Source organism: Bacteroides xylanisolvens XB1A, from assembly GCF_000210075.1.
Classification (GTDB): domain Bacteria; phylum Bacteroidota; class Bacteroidia; order Bacteroidales; family Bacteroidaceae; genus Bacteroides; species Bacteroides xylanisolvens.
Genome location: NC_021017.1, coordinates 4,177,288 through 4,194,119 on the forward strand (window position 1 = coordinate 4,177,288; position 16,832 = coordinate 4,194,119).

Annotated in this window: 18 protein-coding genes; 1 reads left to right on the plus strand and 17 read right to left on the minus strand. The window is 42.0% G+C overall.

The window, feature by feature from the left end; all coding sequences use genetic code 11:
• Nucleotides 1–8: 8 nt before the first annotated feature.
• From BXY_RS15870 to BXY_RS15950, 17 genes are all read right to left on the minus strand, one after another.
• Nucleotides 9–1,394, minus strand: coding sequence for a bifunctional UDP-3-O-[3-hydroxymyristoyl] N-acetylglucosamine deacetylase/3-hydroxyacyl-ACP dehydratase (locus tag BXY_RS15870; protein WP_004301699.1), 1,386 nt, complete (start codon nt 1,392–1,394; stop codon nt 9–11).
• Nucleotides 1,395–1,405: 11 nt separating this feature from the next.
• Complete coding sequence (gene lpxD / locus BXY_RS15875) at nt 1,406–2,446, minus strand: UDP-3-O-(3-hydroxymyristoyl)glucosamine N-acyltransferase (RefSeq protein ID WP_004320905.1); 1,041 nt, start codon at nt 2,444–2,446, stop codon at nt 1,406–1,408.
• 82 nt (nt 2,447–2,528) lie between these two features.
• Nucleotides 2,529–3,758 carry an HD domain-containing protein gene (locus BXY_RS15880; RefSeq protein WP_008645479.1) on the minus strand — a complete coding sequence of 410 codons (1,230 nt, stop codon included), beginning with the start codon at nt 3,756–3,758 and terminating at the stop codon, nt 2,529–2,531.
• A 30-nt stretch (nt 3,759–3,788) separates the two neighbouring features.
• Nucleotides 3,789–4,613, minus strand: coding sequence for an orotidine-5'-phosphate decarboxylase (gene pyrF / locus BXY_RS15885; protein ID WP_004301706.1), 825 nt, complete (start codon nt 4,611–4,613; stop codon nt 3,789–3,791).
• A gap of 89 nt (nt 4,614–4,702) precedes the next feature.
• Nucleotides 4,703–5,815, minus strand: a complete 1,113-nt coding sequence (gene prfA / locus BXY_RS15890; RefSeq protein WP_004301709.1) for a peptide chain release factor 1 — start codon at nt 5,813–5,815, stop codon at nt 4,703–4,705.
• A gap of 3 nt (nt 5,816–5,818) precedes the next feature.
• Nucleotides 5,819–6,985: an AIR synthase related protein gene (locus tag BXY_RS15895; protein WP_008645478.1), complete on the minus strand. Its 1,167-nt coding sequence runs from the start codon at nt 6,983–6,985 to the stop codon at nt 5,819–5,821.
• Between the two features lie 270 nt (nt 6,986–7,255).
• Nucleotides 7,256–7,837, minus strand: coding sequence for a LemA family protein (locus BXY_RS15900; protein WP_004315685.1), 582 nt, complete (start codon nt 7,835–7,837; stop codon nt 7,256–7,258).
• A gap of 8 nt (nt 7,838–7,845) precedes the next feature.
• Entirely contained in the window at nt 7,846–8,166 is a 321-nt protein-coding gene (locus BXY_RS15905) for a type II toxin-antitoxin system RelE/ParE family toxin (RefSeq protein ID WP_008645477.1), read from the minus strand.
• Nucleotides 8,163–8,462, minus strand: a complete 300-nt coding sequence (locus BXY_RS15910) for a hypothetical protein (protein WP_004315684.1) — start codon at nt 8,460–8,462, stop codon at nt 8,163–8,165. Before BXY_RS15910 ends, BXY_RS15905 begins: the two co-directional genes overlap by 4 nt.
• A gap of 71 nt (nt 8,463–8,533) precedes the next feature.
• Nucleotides 8,534–9,451 carry a TPM domain-containing protein gene (locus BXY_RS15915; protein ID WP_008645476.1) on the minus strand — a complete coding sequence of 306 codons (918 nt, stop codon included), beginning with the start codon at nt 9,449–9,451 and terminating at the stop codon, nt 8,534–8,536.
• A gap of 72 nt (nt 9,452–9,523) precedes the next feature.
• Nucleotides 9,524–10,474: an alpha/beta hydrolase gene (locus BXY_RS15920; protein WP_008645475.1), complete on the minus strand. Its 951-nt coding sequence runs from the start codon at nt 10,472–10,474 to the stop codon at nt 9,524–9,526.
• An 18-nt stretch (nt 10,475–10,492) separates the two neighbouring features.
• A complete protein-coding gene (locus BXY_RS15925; RefSeq protein ID WP_008645474.1) occupies nt 10,493–11,239 on the minus strand; it encodes a shikimate dehydrogenase family protein in 747 nt (248 codons plus the stop codon).
• Between the two features lie 39 nt (nt 11,240–11,278).
• On the minus strand, nt 11,279–12,016 hold the full coding sequence (gene ubiE, locus BXY_RS15930; RefSeq protein WP_004315680.1) for a bifunctional demethylmenaquinone methyltransferase/2-methoxy-6-polyprenyl-1,4-benzoquinol methylase UbiE: 738 nt from the start codon (nt 12,014–12,016) through the stop codon (nt 11,279–11,281).
• A gap of 161 nt (nt 12,017–12,177) precedes the next feature.
• Nucleotides 12,178–13,122 (minus strand): phosphoribosylaminoimidazolesuccinocarboxamide synthase, encoded by a 945-nt coding sequence (locus BXY_RS15935; RefSeq protein WP_004315679.1) that lies wholly within the window; start codon nt 13,120–13,122, stop codon nt 12,178–12,180.
• A 13-nt stretch (nt 13,123–13,135) separates the two neighbouring features.
• A complete protein-coding gene (locus BXY_RS15940; RefSeq protein WP_015532433.1) occupies nt 13,136–14,083 on the minus strand; it encodes a PhoH family protein in 948 nt (315 codons plus the stop codon).
• Between the two features lie 101 nt (nt 14,084–14,184).
• Complete coding sequence (locus BXY_RS15945) at nt 14,185–14,862, minus strand: DUF5715 family protein (protein WP_008645471.1); 678 nt, start codon at nt 14,860–14,862, stop codon at nt 14,185–14,187.
• An 82-nt stretch (nt 14,863–14,944) separates the two neighbouring features.
• A complete protein-coding gene (locus tag BXY_RS15950) occupies nt 14,945–15,805 on the minus strand; it encodes a hypothetical protein (protein ID WP_008645469.1) in 861 nt (286 codons plus the stop codon).
• 190 nt (nt 15,806–15,995) lie between these two features.
• Here BXY_RS15950 and BXY_RS15955 point away from each other — a divergent pair, with 190 nt between their 5' ends.
• Nucleotides 15,996–16,433 (plus strand): DUF6078 family protein, encoded by a 438-nt coding sequence (locus BXY_RS15955; protein ID WP_008020821.1) that lies wholly within the window; start codon nt 15,996–15,998, stop codon nt 16,431–16,433.
• The last annotated feature ends 399 nt before the right edge of the window (nt 16,434–16,832 follow it).

Here is a 16,832-nt window from a genome sequence, read left to right on the forward strand (position 1 = left end):
ATCAATTATTACTTATTTTTTACTATTTGTGCCATGAATTCTGCTTCGCAAACAACTTTCTCGCCGACAAACGCATATCCTTTCATGGTAGAAATGCCACGGCGGATAGGTGCCAGCAGTTCTACACGAAAGATGATTGTATCTCCCGGCACTACTTTCTGACGGAATTTCACTCCATCTATTTTCATGAAATAGGTAGAATAACGTTCAGGATCATCTACGGAATTCAAGACGAGCAAGCCTCCGACTTGTGCCATTGCTTCCACTTGAAGTACTCCCGGCATAACGGGCTCCTGTGGAAAATGTCCCTGGAAGAAAGGTTCGTTGGCTGTGATATTTTTAATACCTACAATGTAGTTGGCACCAATTTCAATCACTTTGTCCACCAGTTGGAAAGGATAGCGGTGCGGTAACAATTCGCGGATACGGTTTACATCCATTATTGGTTCACGGTTACAGTCGTAACTTGGTGCCTGTATTTCGTGCAGACGGATTTCTTTCCGCATCTGACGGGCAAATTTATTGTTGATGGTGTGTCCCGGACGGGTAGCGATGATACGACCTTTAATCGGTTTTCCAATTAGAGCGAGGTCACCGATGACATCAAGCAGTTTGTGACGGGCACATTCATTGGGCCAAACTAACGGTTTGTGATTGATATAGCCTAACTGATCGGCATCCATGTGAGGTACTCCCATCACATCTGCCAACTTATCGAAGCTTTCCTGTGACATCTTGCGTTCGTAGATTACGATCGCATTGTCCAGGTCGCCACCTTTAATCAATCCGGCGGAGAGCAACGGCTCTATTTCACGAACAAAGACGAAAGTACGGCTGGCAGCCACTTCGTCTTTGAAATTATGCATATCTTCAAGGGTAGCAAACTGATTCGGGATAATAGTCGAATCGTAAGAAACCAGTACATTCAGACTGAAATTCTCGTCAGGTAGTACAATGATAGAAGAACCAGTCGTTTCATCCCGGAACTCAATTTTAGACTTGATAATATAAAAGTCTTTGACGGCATTTTGTTCTACTGTTCCTACACGTTCTATTTCTTGTACGTAATATTGTGCACTACCATCTAAAATAGGAAATTCCGGTCCGTTAACTTGGATCAGGCAGTTATCAATGCCCAATGCGTAAAGGGCTGCCATACCATGTTCAATGGTGCTTACTTTGACTCCATTTTTCGACAATACAGTACCACGGGTGGTTTCTGTTACATTGTCGGCTACTGCGTCGATAGTTGGTTGTCCTTCTACGTCAATGCGTTGGATTTTATATCCGTGATTGTCCGGAGCTGGATTGAATGTTACAGTGAGATCAAGTCCAGTGTGAAGACCTTTCCCGCTCAGTGAAAAGCTATCTTTCAGCGTTTTTTGTTTCAGCATTGGTTACTTATTTACTTATTTAATAGTTGTTTTAATTCTTCTACTTCTTTGCGCAAGTTACGCAGTTCTTTCTGCATATCCGGCAGGCTTCTTTGTGCAATGGATGATTTGAAATATTGCTTCAGTTCCATAGGAGGAGTTCCGATAAGCTGGCTACCGGACTTGATGTCTCCCGGCACACCTGATTGTGCGCCTAATCCAACTTTATCTCCTATTTTAGCATGTCCTGCAATACCTACCTGACCACCGATCATACACCATTCACCCACTTTGGTAGAACCGGCAATTCCGGCTTGCGCAGCCATAACGGTATGCGAACCTATTTCATCATTGTGTGCTATTTGTATCAGATTGTCTAACTTGACACCGCTGTGTACTACCGTAGCTCCCATTGTAGCACGGTCTACACACGTATTAGCACCTATATCTACTTTATCTTCCAGAATAACAATTCCGATTTGCGGAATCTTGTCATATCCGTTCGGAGTGGGAGCAAAACCAAATCCGTCAGCTCCGATCACTGCACCCGAATGAAGGATACATTCATTACCTATGCGGCAGTCATGATAAACATTTACATTGGAGTAAAGCAGGCAACTGTTGCCTATCTTCACGCCGTCTCCAACGAAAGTGTGGGGGTAAATTTGAGTATTATCTCCAATCACGGTATTTTCACCGATATAGGCAAAAGCACCGATGTATACATTCTCACCAATTTTGGCGCTGGGTGCAACGAAAGCTAATGAATCTATCCCTTGTTTCTTAGGCTTGCTCATCTCATAAAGATTGAGCAATTTAGCTAGACTTTCGTATGCATTGTCTACTTTGATAAGAGTAGCTTTAATTTCGTGTTCGGGAGTGAAGTCCTTATTAACCAAGACAATGCTTGATTGTGTTTCGTAGATGTAAGGTGTATATTTGGGATTTGACAGGAAAGAAATTGCTCCGGGCATTCCCTCTTCAATTTTAGCGAATGTGTGTACCGTAGCGTTTTCGTCTCCAATGATTTCCCCTTGGATAAATGCTGCAATTTGCTTAGCCGAGAACTCCATGTCTTTTATTTAAAATTTAATTAGTTCACAAATAACGGATTTTTTTTTCAGATTTCCGTGTTATTGCATGAATATTTTATACTTATCTGTGTAATCTCTGATAGCAGAGATAGTATTTCTTTACCTTTTTGGACAATAATGAGATGTTCAGCATGTCCGATGCTTCGGCAATATTTTTGATAGTGCCGTCTTTGTAGATAATATCAATACTGTCATCTGCCGGGTCATACATATTCTTTTCGATGCTGGGGGTAGAGACAAAATAGTTCGCTTCGGAAAGGGTTATGCCTAGTTGCTGGCTGATGTGCAAAGTTAATTCTTTTTTTCTGTCCTCACTAATAGGTTCCGACGAAATTTCCACTTTAAAGATATTTCGGTTTATCATTCCCGTGCTTAAAGTAGAAAGTACTTTATCGGTGTGGGTGCTCCACACTTTCAAGGCTGTCCATATATCGTTGTCGTCCAGCTGGATAAAATTCTCCAGACAGTCGGGGTTGTTATAGAATTCCGTAGGATTGATATCATTGTAAAGGAAAAAACGTAATGCGGGTGATGCAAATAGTTCCACTCCTTGTGAAGCCAGTTCTTTGGCACGCAATAGAGTACTAATCAGCATCTTTTCGTATGCCACGGACGTCTTATGCAGGTATACTTGCCAGTACATCAGGCGACGTGCCGTGAGGAAATTCTCGATAGAATAGATCCCTTTGGATTCGACAACCAAACGGTCATCCGCTACATCAAGCATTTTGATGATTCGGGCAGAGCCGATGTTACCTTCCGTTACGCCTGTATAAAAGCTGTCGCGGCGAAGATAATCAAGCCGGTCCATATCCAACTGACCGCTTACGAGTTGATGCAGAAAGCGTTTCGGGTATTCGTCCTTGAAGATTTGAATGGCAAGACTCAGCTGGCCGTTCATCTCTTTATTCATCCGTTCCATCAACATAAGAGAAATCTCTTCGTGCGAGACTCCTTTTACAATTGTGTCTTCCAGTACATGCGAGAAAGGGCCGTGTCCTATATCATGCAACAGGATGGCAGCCTGCACGGCTTCCGCTTCACTATCAAAAATAAAATTGCCTTTGGAGGCCAGTTGGGTGATAGCTTCACTCATCAGGTGAAAAGCACCTAAGGAGTGTTGGAAGCGGGTGTGTTGTGCACCGGGGTACACAACAGATGACAATCCTACTTGCTTGATGCGGGTAAGACGCTGCAAAAGGGGATGCCGTACTATATCGTACAGTAACCCCTTTGGAATATTGATGAACCCGAATACGGGGTCGTTAATTATCTTTCTTTCGTAAAGCATTCGTTTTCTTTAGAGATCCTTTTTCCCTTTTCAGAGAATTGCTTTGAGTTGTTCAGCCATTTGAGCCTGCACTTCTTGTGCGGCGGTGCGGGCAGCTTCTGCAAATTTCTCTGTTTTATCTACGTAGATAATACCACGCGACGAGTTAACAATCAATCCGCATGTACTGTTCATACCATATTTGCAAACTTCTTCGAGTGAACCGCCTTGTGCTCCCACGCCTGGTACGAGAAGGAAATGGTTCGGGACAATCTTGCGGATGTCCTCAAAAGCACGTCCTTGAGTAGCACCTACCACATACATCATGCGGTCATCGCCAGCCCATTCCTGTGATTTGCGTAATACTTTCTCGAACAGACGTTCGCCGTTTACGTCTTCTGTCAATTGGAAGTCATGAGATCCTTTGTTGGAAGTCAATGCCAACAGGATCACCCATTTGCCTTCGTAGGTAAGGAACGGAGTAACGCTGTCTTCACCCATGTAGGGGGCTACTGTTACAGAGTCGATATCCAATTCTTCAAAGAATGTGCGGGCATACATTGCAGAAGTATTTCCGATGTCACCACGCTTTGCGTCAGCGATGATGAATTGATCCGGATAGTTATCTTTGATATATTTTACTGTCTTTTCAAATGCGATCCATCCTTTTACACCCATGCTTTCATAGAAAGCCAGATTGGGTTTGTAGGCGATACACAAATCAGCTGTCGCGTCAATGATTGCTTTGTTGAATGCAAAGATCGGATCTTCTTCTTTCAACAGATGTTCCGGGATTTTCTTGATGTCAGTATCAAGTCCTACACAAAGGAATGATTTTTTGCGCTTTATGTTTTCAAATAATTGTTGCTTATCCATCTTGTTATTTACTATTTTGCAATTTGCAATTTACTATTTACTATTTTAAGAAACCGTTCTCAACTCTCAATTCTCAACTCTCCACTTCTCTAAAGTTCGCTTTCTTTCAGGCGTTCTGCATTTTCCGCTACGATCAGATGGTCGATACAATCCTGGATATCCCCGTCCATGAAGGCTGCCAGATTATAGATTGTATAGTTGATGCGGTGGTCGGTGATACGTCCCTGGGGATAGTTGTAAGTTCGTATTTTGGCTGAACGGTCTCCGGTAGATACCATTGTCTTACGTTTGGAGGCAATGTCATCGATATATTTCTGATGTTCTTTGTCGTAGATAAAAGTACGGAGACGGGCCAAGGCGCGCTCTTTGTTTTTCGGCTGGTCGCGTGTCTCGGTACATTCGATAAGAATTTCTTCGGCAATACCGGTGTTCGGGTTCTTCCAGATATAGCGCAGACGTACTCCGGATTCTACCTTGTTTACATTCTGTCCGCCGGCACCGCCGCTTCGGAAAGTGTCCCATTTGATTTCTCCTTCGTTGATGACTACATCGAATTCTTCAGCTTCGGGAAGCACGGCCACGGATGCGGCTGAAGTGTGAACACGTCCTTGCGTTTCCGTCGCAGGAACACGCTGTACGCGGTGTACTCCCGATTCGTATTTTAAAATTCCGTATACATTATCGCCTGTCACACTACAAACAATTTCTTTGAATCCACCGGCTGTCCCTTCGTTCGCATTGGAGACTTCCATTTTCCAACCTTTGGTTTCACAGAATTTGGCATACATACGGAAGAGGTCGCCGGCAAAGATAGCTGCTTCGTCGCCTCCTGCACCTCCGCGGATTTCGAGAATAGCGTTCTTGCTGTCTTGCGGATCGGCAGGGACAAGCATCAGTTTGATTTCTTCTTCCAATACCGGAAGGCGCTCTTGACTATTGTCCATTTCTTCTTTCGCCATTTCGCGCATTTCAGCGTCCGATTCATTGGCAAGGATATTTTTAGCTTCTTCAATATTACCCAGTAATTGGATATATTCTTTCCTTGCTTTCATCAAGTCGTCTAATTCCTTATATTCTTTAGTCAACTTGACATAACGTTTCTGGTCGGCAATCACTGCCGGGTCTGTGATAAGGGTAGATATTTCTTCAAAACGGGCTACGAGTCCGTCTAATTTTTCTAGTATGGTACTATTGTCTGCCATTCTTTAATATCTAAATTCTCCGAATTCGCTCTTAATGATTAATTCTGTTTGCTCGCATGCTTCAACACGTCCTACAATCTGTGCCGGAATACCGAATGACTCGGAAATAGCTATTACTTCTTCTGCATGTTCCGGTGACAGGTAGACTTCGAGGCGATGTCCCATATTGAATACCTTGTACATTTCTGCCCAGTCCGTACCGCTTTGTTCTTGGATCGTTTTGAATAAAAGAGGAACAGGGAAAAGATTATCTTTTACTACACGAACGTTTTCTACAAAATGCAGAACTTTAGTTTGTGCACCACCGGAGCAGTGTACCATTCCGTGGATTTCCGGACGCAATGCATCAAGCAATTTTTTGACTACCGGTGCGTATGTACGGGTAGGAGAGAGTACTAACTTACCTGCATCAATTGGAGAATCTTCCACGCTGTCTGTTAGTTTTAACTTACCGGAATAAACTAACTCTTCAGGAACTGCAGCATCATAGCTTTCCGGATATTTTTCAGCAAGATATTTGCCGAATACGTCGTGACGGGCACTCGTCAAACCGTTGCTACCCATACCGCCATTATATTCTTTTTCGTAAGTAGCTTGTCCGTAAGAAGCCAACCCAACGATCACGTCACCCGGGCGAATATTGGCATTGTCGATAACGTCTGAACGTTTCATACGGCAAGTTACGGTAGAGTCAACGATGATGGTACGTACCAAATCGCCGACATCTGCAGTTTCACCACCGGTTGCATATACGCCTACACCCATTTCACGGAGTTCGGCCAGCAATTCGTCTGTTCCGTTGATGATGGCGGAGATTACTTCTCCGGGAATCAACAGTTTGTTACGTCCAATGGTAGATGAAACAAGGATATTGTCTACGGCACCTACACAAAGCAGGTCGTCGATATTCATAATCAATGCATCCTGTGCAATACCTTTCCAAACGGATAAGTCACCCGTTTCTTTCCAGTACATATAAGCAAGAGATGATTTGGTTCCGGCACCATCGGCATGCATAATGTTGCAATATTCCGGGTCACCTCCCAATATATCGGGAATAATTTTACAGAATGCTTTCGGGAAGATTCCTTTGTCGATGTTCTTGATGGCGTTGTGCACATCTTCTTTTGATGCGCTTACTCCACGCATCATGTATCGTTGATTACTCATGAGTTATAGAATTATTTTGTATACGGCTGCAAAAGTACAGCTTTTTTTTGGTACAGCCAACTAGGTACTAGTAAATGTTAATCATTAACTTTTATACTTTGGGATATTCTATTGAAAAGGAGAAGAATAATAGAAAATTAAGAGTTAAATTCATAGTTTTCATTACTATGAATTTAACTCTTAATATAGAAGTGTTTTATCTAATGAAAAAATGCCGAGATAAATATCTCAGATGATATCAAGTATCTTTTTGGGTAAATCAAATCTTTTTTAGAATTCTACCTTCGGAGCTTTCTCGCTTCCTTCTTCTGCTTCAAAATATGCTTTCTTATCGAAGCCGAACATTCCTGCAAAGATATTCTTCGGGAAACGGCGGATATTGGTGTTATAAGCTTGTGCAGCATCATTGAAGTTTTTGCGTGCTACATTGATACGATTTTCCGTTCCTTCCAGTTGAGCTTGAAGTTCCAGGAAGTTCTGGTTAGCTTTCAGGTCCGGATAATTCTCGGTGATGGCTAATAACTTGCCCAATGCTGATGTTACAGCACCTTGTGCCTTTTGGTATTGCGCCAGCTTTTCCGGTGTCAGGTCGGCAGCATCTACTTTGATTTGAGTAGCCTGGCTACGTGCGGCAACAACTCCTTCCAATGTTTCCTTTTCATGTGTCGCATATCCTTTCACTGTGTTTACCAAGTTAGGAATCAGGTCGGCACGACGTTGATATTGAGTTTCTACATTTGCCCATTGACCACTTACATTCTCGTCCATAGTAACCAGACCGTTATATACACTTACTGCCCATATAACAAGGATAACCACAACGGCTAAGATGATAATAATTGACTTCTTCATGTTTCTAATTATTCTATAGTTTTTGTTAATTTATCAGGGTTTTGACGAACGTCCCAAACTGTCACAATGATTACATCCTTATTAGCATCAACGTAATAAATAAGTTTATAATTAGTGTCTACTACTAATGCTCTGTAACAGAGTGTAACTCTTTCTGAAGTATTTAGAATGTTTCCCGCATTTGGGAAAGTTCTAAGCATCTCTGCTTCTTTGATAAGTTTATTATGTAATTTAGCAGCTATACGTTCGTTTTTTGTATATTGTAATGTTTGTAAATAAACTAATTCTAGCGTTTGCAAAGCCGATTGAGTCCAAACAATATTTGTCATTTCATATAATATTTGAGAACATCCTCATGTGAAACAATTCTTCCTGCCTTGACATCCTCCATACCTCTATTGATTGCGATCTCTAATTCTTCTTGAGTATGTGGTAATAACCATGATTTTTGTTCCAATTCGTTGGAGAATCGAAGCATTTCTTTGAGCTGATTTTCTTCCATTAACATAACTCGTTCCATAATTTTCTGTCTCATGGTGATGGTGTCCATACCGTAAGAACCAGTTGGCTCATGGACAACTTTTTCTTGTTCTTTTTTTTCTTGATATTCTTTATTCTCTTTCATTTTCTTCTGTCTTAGTCATTAGGTAAAGTTACTAATTTATTTCGAAACTAGGGCATTGGATAACATTTATTTTAGAAACGAGAACCGGCACCACCGCCTCCGCCCATTCCTCCGCCAAAGCTGCCTCCACCGAAACCGCCTCCGCCTCCGAAACTGCCTCCGCCAAAACCACCAATGAACGGACCGCCTCCGCCACCGCCCCGGTGATGGTAATCATTGTCATAACTTTGCTGGCGGCGTATGATGGTATGTCCACAGTTTCTACATGTATAGGTGACATCTTCGGTCTTCACTCCATTAATCCGGGATACGACTCTGCTTCCGCTTCTCTGCAATTGATGTTTACCACAATTCGGACAGCGACTTTGTTTGCGTGCCGAAAAGAAAGCAAGACCTCCGCCAATGGTGATAAAACAAAGAATAGCAAGAATAAAATCAAAAGAACCACCGCTGTTAGAATCGGAGAGAGCATCATTTTCCATCGAACCGTCGAGCCGCTGGCAAGTCGCTTTTAGACCAGCCACCATTCCTGCATCCCAATTCCCATCTTTGAGGTAAGGAATCATATACCTTGTTTGAATCCTTTTGCAGATAGCATCGGGAAGTACTCCTTCCAAGCCATAACCAGTATAGAACTGTATACAGCGTTGATCGGTGACTAATAAAATGACTAATCCATTGTTTTTGCCTTTTTTTCCTACACCCCATTTATTAAGCAGCTGATGACAGAAGTCGAAACAATCTTCTTCTCCGATTGAGGGAACTACGGCAACCACTGTTTCAATTCCAGTTTGTTGTTCCAAAGCATAAAGCATGGAGTCTATACTGTCACAAGCAGCCTGTGAAAGTATGCCGGCCGGGTTGCAAACATATTGCATTTTATTTTGCAGATGTACTTTCGGAAGGTTGTCTACCGTGTATACTTTCCCTTGAGCTTGTAGTGGGAACAGAAGAAAAGTAGCTAGTATAAAAGTTAATATTGATTTCATAACGATTATTTTATGCTTGCAAATATAGAAACTTTTTCTGTTATGAATCTTAAACTCCTTGTTATAATAGGTTTAATGGATGTATCGCCCGACGAATGCACGGACTCGGTCGGTGTACTCCTGTTTATTCTCTTGGTATGAAACAGCATGAGCGGCTCCCGGCACAATCCATAGTTCTTTGGGCTCCGGTTTGGCTTCGTAAAGCGGGTATACCATCCAGGTAGGCACATACGTGTCTTTGTCCCCGTGAATAAACAGCATCGGAAGTTGTGATTTGGCTACCTGTTTCAGTGAAGAAGCTTCTTTGAAATTCCATCCATATTTCTTTTCGCAAAGCCAGCTTGTGGTGTACATGAGTGGAAAAGGAGGAAGATGAAAACTTGTTTTCAACTCGTGTGAGAATTCGTCCCATACGCTGGTATAGCCGCAATCCTCCACAAAGCATTTGACAAATGGCTTTTGTTCCTCACCAGATACCATCATGGTGGTGGCACCTCCCATTGAAATTCCGTGTACAACCATTTGCGTGCTGTCTCCAAAGATTTCATTGGCGATGTTCATCCATTGCAATACATCTAGACGGTCTTTCCAGCCCATTTGAATGGCAGGACCTTCACTTTCTCCCTGATGTTGCAGGTCGGGGAGTAATATATTATATCCTAAATCACGATTATACAGATAACCGATCATAAACATGCGGATAGCATTATCCGTATATCCGTGTACAATGACTGCGGTCTTGCTGGTAGGTTGGGGAGCAGCCACATAATACGCATGTAGTTGTATGCCGTGTGGGTTTATGATAAAAGTGTCTTTCAGTGCATCCACTTGTCTCAGGCTATCCACCCATGGACGCAAAAAAGGGTAGTTTTTATACATGAAAGGATAAGAGTCAGCATCTTTAGACAAAATTTTGGCATTCGGAGTCAATGAGAAGTTTAACATATAAAAACTTCCTCCGATAGTGCAGCCGGTCAATGCCAGCATGATAATAATGATGCTATATACTACTTTTCTCCTCATAAAAACTTCTTTTAACCCTTATTTATGCCATATCTCCCAGGCGGCAAATGCCTGAAGCAGGAGCATTTCCAGACCGTTTTTTACAACAGCCCCTTGCGCTTCTCCTTTTTTCATGAACAGCGTAACGTTCGGATTATATAACAAATCGTAGAGCAAATGGTTTGGTGTCAGAAGTTCATAAGGGATATTAGGGCAGAAATCTACCTTAGGAAACATTCCTACGGGAGTGCTATTGACAATGACTGTGTATTCTGCCATAATTTCGGGAGTCAGTTCTTCATAAGTCAGCATATCGTCGGCTTTGTGGGTGCGCGATACGAAGATGCTTTCGATACCTAGATTCTTCAGACCGTGGTAGACAGCTTTGGAAGCTCCGCCGGTACCCAAAATCAACGCTTTCTTGTGATGAGGCTGCAACAAGGGCTGGATGGATTGAGTGAATCCAATGATATCGGAGTTGTAACCCACCAACTTGACTTTTCCTTTTGGCTGGCGAATGATTTTAATCACATTGACTGCGCCTATCTTTGCGGTGTCACGATCGAGTTCATCCAGAAAAGGAATCACTTGTTCTTTGTAAGGGATGGTGACATTGAGCCCGCACAGGTTGGGATTCTCTTCGATCACTTCCATGAAGTTATTGATACTGGGAATCTCAAAATTCACATACTCTGCATTGATTCCTTCGGATTTGAACTTCTCATTAAAGTATCCGATAGAAAATGAATGTCGCAGAGGATAGCCGATTAAACCATATTTTTCCATAATATAATAAGGGTTAAATTAATCATTCACAATGAATTGCTATTTTGTTGCGGTATAAAGCGTGCAGATGCCAAAGGTCAGCCGTTTGAAGTTGACTTCGCTAAATCCGGCTCGGGCGATGACTCCTTTCATCACTTCCCCTTGAGGAAATACTTTGATGGTATCCGGCAGATAGCGGTAGGCACTGTTATCTTTGGAGAGCAGTTTGCCCAATAATGGAATGACGACTTTAGAGTAGATGGAAAACAATTGTTTCATCGGGAAACGATCCGGAGTGGTAAGTTCCAGAATCACAAGATGACCGCCCGGTTTCAATACACGGCACATTTCGGAGAGTCCTTTGTCGAGGTCTTCGAAATTGCGGATACCGAAAGCTACGGTGATGGCGTCAAAATCATTGTCGGCAAAAGAGAGTGAAGTACAGTCCTCCCGGGCAAAAGAGATTTTGTCCGACAGTCCTTCCTTTTTTACTTTTTCACGTCCCACATTCATCATGCCTTCCGAGATGTCCGTCCCGATCAGTTCGGCTGGTTGCAGTTTACGGCAGGCGAGGATAGCAAAATCTCCTGTGCCGGTAGCTACGTCCATCATACGCTGCGGTTGGAAAGGGCGTAACCAGGCAATCGCTTTTTTGCGCCAGCTGCGGTCGATACCTAAAGATAAGGTATGGTTCAGCTTATCGTATGCATGCGCGATGTTGTCGAACATTCGTTCCACTTGCTCGGTCTTTTTTCCTTCTTCGTCGTAAGGCTTGATATGTTGTTGTGGGTAGTCCATTCTTTTTAATTGATAGTTGATAAATGATAGTTGGAAGATGATAGTTGATAAATGATAGTTGGCGGATAATAATTAAGGTTGAAGTTATATGCGATGAATTGCATACGAACTGTCATTCATTATCTGTCAACTATCATTTATTATCTGTCATTTGTTGACTATCAACGATTCAAGAACGTTTCAACGTTTTTGAATATACGTTCAGCGATGTTGGTGGTATCTTCTTTCACAAACTTCTCACCGGTGATGTTTTCGAACAATTCGATGTAACGGTCACTGATGCTTTGTACGATAGCCGGAGTCATTTCAGGCACTTTCTGACCGTCTTTGCCCTGGAAACCGTTTTCCATCAACCATTCGCGAACGAACTCTTTAGAAAGTTGTTTCTGTGGTTCGCCTTTTTCGAAACGTTCCTGATAACCTTCAGCATAGAAATAACGGCTTGAATCCGGAGTGTGGATTTCATCCATCAGGTAGATAGTACCGTTGTGCTTGCCGAATTCGTATTTTGTATCTACGAGAATCAGTCCGCGTTCTGCTGCGATTTCAGTACCGCGTTTGAAAAGGGCTAATGTATATTTTTCGAGGATTTCATACTCTTCCGGAGTAGCCAATCCCTGTTTCAGGATTTCTTCTTTAGAGATGTCTTCGTCGTGCAATCCCATTTCTGCTTTCGTAGTCGGAGTGACGATCGGTTCGGGGAATTTTTGGTTTTCGCGCATTCCGTCCGGCAATTTCACACCGCAAATCTCGCGTACACCGCTTTTGTAAGCCCGCCATGCGCTACCGCACAGGTAACCACGTACAATCATTTCCACCGGAAAACCTTCACACAACACACCCACTGTTACCATTGGGTCCGGAGTAGCCATTTTCCAGTTCGGACAGATGTCAGTAGTGGCATCGAGGAATTTAGCTGCAATCTGGTTCAGCATTTGTCCTTTGTAAGGAATACCTTCAGGTAGTACTACGTCAAAGGCCGAAATACGGTCGGTTGCTACCATGACGAGTTTTTCGCCGTTGATGTTGTACACATCGCGCACTTTTCCGTGGTACACACTTTTCTGTCCCGGAAAGTTGAAATCTGTTTTTGTTAATGCTTTCATAATGATATATATATTAAAATTTCGCTTCTTTATCGAACTTTTCGTAAGCATCCACGATACGTTCCACCAGTTTATGGCGTACGATATCTTTCTTATTCAGTTCAACAAAACTGATCCCTTTCACTCCCTTCAAGATGCGGAGGGCTTGCACCAATCCCGATGTTTGTGAAGCGGGAAGGTCAATCTGTGTCATGTCTCCCGTCACAATCATTTTGGTGTTCATCCCCATACGGGTGAGGAACATTTTGATTTGTTGGGCGGTAGTATTCTGGGCTTCGTCCAATATAACGACTGCATCATTCAGCGTACGTCCGCGCATAAAGGCTAACGGGGCAATCTGGATAATGTTCAATTCCATGTATTCCTTTAACTTGGCGGCAGGTATCATATCCTGCAAGGCGTCATATAAAGGTTGTAGGTATGGATCGATCTTATCTTTCATGTCGCCGGGCAGGAAACCGAGCTTTTCTCCGGCTTCTACGGCGGGGCGGCTAAGAATGATTTTTTTGATTTCTTTGTTTTTCAATGCACGCACGGCAAGGGCAATAGCGGTGTATGTTTTTCCCGAACCTGCCGGACCGATGGCGAATACCATATCATTCTTGGCGAATCCTTCTACCAGTTTCAACTGGTTTTCGCTTCGGGAGATGATAGGCTTGCCCGTGACGCTGAACACAATCACGTTTCCTGTCTGTTCCGCTTGCGGAGCATTTCCTTTTATAATGTCAATGATAACTTCTTCTTTCAGTGAATTATATTCGGCGCAGTACTTTTCAAGTTTGGTGATATTTTCCTCGAAGGCACACATTTCTTCCTCGTCGCCCAGCACTTTGATGACATTGCCTCGGGCAACTATGCGTAGCTTTGGATATAAAGCTTTAATTAACTGTATGTTGGCGTTGTTTACACCGTAAAAAATAACCGGATCAATGTCCTCAAGAACAATCAGCTTCTCTATCATTAAGTTGTATTAAAGAAAAATTTCTGCAAATTTAATCAAACGTTTTGGATTCTCTGATTGTTTGGAGGTGAATTTTACTGCATTTTATACTCATCTCCCGATTATCTGGCGGTGATGTGGAAACATCCTTGCTTCAATTCATATTTGATGTAGCATTTTTCAGCTTGTCGCAGGTCTCTTAAAACCTCGGACAAGACAAGTTTCAGTGTGTCGGCACTTACATCCTGTAACGGTCTTCCACCCTTGTCTTCTACCTTTTTAAAACGTTTCCAACTGACGTCAAAGGTGGCTCCAAAGCAGTGTGCCGAGTTGGCGGAAGCATTTCCGTTGCGACGGCGGAGGCGTTTCACATCGTTTTCGGTACGCAATACGGAAGTGATGATTACCTGGTTGGGGTTTAAACCTTTGGCTGCCAATGAATCGAGAAAGTTGGAACCGATTGTATCGAGCAGTGCACTGGCACGCGGTACGAGATAGGGGATGGAGTGTGTCAGTGAATCTACTACATAAAACTCATTGTCGGTAATATGAGTTAGCTTTTCTTTCATATCTTCTGCTGCTTCCCGGTCTGCCAATGGGTGAATCCCTATCTTTTTGGCTACTTCCAGATGTGCGTCATTCAAATCAGGGAAAGAACGTTTATAGCTGACGACGCCACGAATATTGCGTGGCTCATTCAGTTTCAGCGACATGTCTTTCTTTTTGCAGCCCGAAGTAAGCGTTGTAAGCCCAATAACTAGTAAAAATAGCGGTAATATGCGAAGCTTATAAATAGTCATTTTATATTTTTTGCTCGCAAATATACGCTATTTTTTCATACGTTCCATGCTTTGCATTATTTTCAATTCCATACTTTTGAGGTTATTCCAAAATATTCTCTGGTATTTCAGGATAGGTATTTAATATACCTATTATGGTATAATCTGTATTGTCAATTGTTGTTTTTAGTGTGGGTACTATTGTATGTTCGCTTCTGGTAAGAGCTTTTTCTACAAGTTCTTTCCAATCTACACCTAGAAATCTTGATATAAGATTTAGGACAGCATTTGCACTCGTAACCCCATCGTATAGCTCAAATCTTAATTTGTGAGGGGTGGGGGGAACTGATGCATCCGTGAAATTTTCTTGTTCGTCAGATGTATAATTTAATGTTAAATAAGGTATGGCGTATGTAGGAGACGAGTTGCCGGAACCGCTTTCTAACTTGGTGAAAAAGTCGTATGTTCCTTTTGCTATTGGAGTGTGAGATAGTTCGTCTCTAAACTCAATATAACGGAAAAAATAGCATTCTTTAGCTTCATTGTTAATCAGATAAACTACAGTGCCATTGGAAAGTGCCGGATGATTACTTTTTTCTATAGCGTACGCCAAATAGCTGTCTGTTATTTTAATTCTTAAATCAACTGTTTCGTTGGTGATATTATCTTTTACTTTCACCTTTGTTTCTCCTTTCTTTTTTGGGGTGACCCTTAAGCTTCCCATTCCTATCGAACTGGACAAATCTACATCTATATTTAAAATGTCAGTTTTTTCTACAGTTACGGTGTAGTCCCTGTTTCCACCTGTGATGGTGATATTGGTTGTTCCTAACAAAGGTCGTTCGTAATACTCTTTTTCGAAGGATAAAGAATATATCTTTTTTTCATCGTTATTTCCACAGCTAAAAAAGATAATTGTATAGAGAAATGGCAGTAGTGCTCCAGGTAAATGTTTTGTCTTCATGATTATTCTGTTTTATAGTTTTGCAGGAGAGATATAGTTTTATAAGTTCCTGTATTGATGTTGGAGGCAAATATAAAGATTTTATCAATGTGTTGAAGTAAATAGTGTATTTATTTCTTGTCCTCCAGCTATTTTCATACATTTGTAGCGGTTTATAAAAATAGGCCACTTTCCACTAAACATAACACACATGAAAACAGATTTCGATTACAATTCTATGCCCGTTAGCTTCGCTCATTGCTTGAATGGACATTGTTTGCGTGCGGACAAATGTCTGCGACGACAAGTAACTCTCCGAATGCCGAAAGAGCGGGCTGCTGTAATGGTTATTAATCCCGAACATGTCACCTCCGATGGTGAAGACTGTACTTACTTTATTGATGAAAAGCCGGTGTTGTTTGCACGGGGAATGAAACATTTGCTGGATCGGGTGCCGCTTGCTGATGCCACCGTTATCAAGCGACAGATGATAGCCTACTTCGGCAAAACGATCTATTATCGTTGTTGCAATAAAGAACGGTTGATTAAACCAAAGGAACAAAAGTATATACAAGAACTTTTTCGAAAGAGGGGAGTTACAGAAACGCCTCAATATGATGAATATATCGAATACTATGATCTTGGGTAAGTATATCCGTTAGTTCCGGTAATCCCATATATTGTGGGAAAGTATTCTCTTATATTATGGGAATTTATTCCCTCAAAATGAGGGAATAAATTCTCTCCAGCTAGGGAATCTTTTCCCACAATATGTGGGACTACCGGGGGCTGTAATACCCTGATAATAGTTGGCTGCCTTTTTTTTATCTTCGGGTTGGGTTGACATTTATTATGTAGGTATTATATAGCAGTTCCGGTATGAGAAATGCATGATGAAAGTATGAGAAATACCGGTTTTTTATGACATTTCAGGCAAAATACTATGAGAAACACCTTTTTAAAAAGTATTTCTCATAGTGCTATTGCTTTGAATTACAGATAATTATCATGTGAAGTATGAGAACATGAGAAATGATTTCGCGAAATC

Excerpts from the sequence above, each read along its gene's own strand:
- BXY_RS15900 (WP_004315685.1), bottom strand. The coding sequence starts at position 7,837 with ATGAAGAAGTCAATTATTATCATCTTAGCCGTTGTGGTTATCCTTGTT.
- BXY_RS15925 (WP_008645474.1), bottom strand. The coding sequence starts at position 11,239 with ATGGAAAAATATGGTTTAATCGGCTATCCTCTGCGACATTCATTTTCT.
- BXY_RS15895 (WP_008645478.1), bottom strand. The coding sequence starts at position 6,985 with ATGAGTAATCAACGATACATGATGCGTGGAGTAAGCGCATCAAAAGAA.
- BXY_RS15905 (WP_008645477.1), bottom strand. The coding sequence starts at position 8,166 with ATGACAAATATTGTTTGGACTCAATCGGCTTTGCAAACGCTAGAATTA.
- BXY_RS15880 (WP_008645479.1), bottom strand. The coding sequence starts at position 3,758 with ATGCTTTACGAAAGAAAGATAATTAACGACCCCGTATTCGGGTTCATC.
- BXY_RS15920 (WP_008645475.1), bottom strand. The coding sequence starts at position 10,474 with ATGAGGAGAAAAGTAGTATATAGCATCATTATTATCATGCTGGCATTG.
- BXY_RS15950 (WP_008645469.1), bottom strand. The coding sequence starts at position 15,805 with ATGAAGACAAAACATTTACCTGGAGCACTACTGCCATTTCTCTATACA.
- prfA (WP_004301709.1), bottom strand. The coding sequence starts at position 5,815 with ATGGCAGACAATAGTACCATACTAGAAAAATTAGACGGACTCGTAGCC.
- BXY_RS15915 (WP_008645476.1), bottom strand. The coding sequence starts at position 9,451 with ATGAAATCAATATTAACTTTTATACTAGCTACTTTTCTTCTGTTCCCA.
- BXY_RS15955 (WP_008020821.1), top strand. The coding sequence starts at position 15,996 with ATGAAAACAGATTTCGATTACAATTCTATGCCCGTTAGCTTCGCTCAT.
- BXY_RS15940 (WP_015532433.1), bottom strand. The coding sequence starts at position 14,083 with ATGATAGAGAAGCTGATTGTTCTTGAGGACATTGATCCGGTTATTTTT.
- pyrF (WP_004301706.1), bottom strand. The coding sequence starts at position 4,613 with ATGGATAAGCAACAATTATTTGAAAACATAAAGCGCAAAAAATCATTC.
- BXY_RS15870 (WP_004301699.1), bottom strand. The coding sequence starts at position 1,394 with ATGCTGAAACAAAAAACGCTGAAAGATAGCTTTTCACTGAGCGGGAAA.
- BXY_RS15945 (WP_008645471.1), bottom strand. The coding sequence starts at position 14,862 with ATGACTATTTATAAGCTTCGCATATTACCGCTATTTTTACTAGTTATT.
- BXY_RS15935 (WP_004315679.1), bottom strand. The coding sequence starts at position 13,122 with ATGAAAGCATTAACAAAAACAGATTTCAACTTTCCGGGACAGAAAAGT.
- BXY_RS15910 (WP_004315684.1), bottom strand. The coding sequence starts at position 8,462 with ATGAAAGAGAATAAAGAATATCAAGAAAAAAAAGAACAAGAAAAAGTT.
- lpxD (WP_004320905.1), bottom strand. The coding sequence starts at position 2,446 with ATGGAGTTCTCGGCTAAGCAAATTGCAGCATTTATCCAAGGGGAAATC.
- ubiE (WP_004315680.1), bottom strand. The coding sequence starts at position 12,016 with ATGGACTACCCACAACAACATATCAAGCCTTACGACGAAGAAGGAAAA.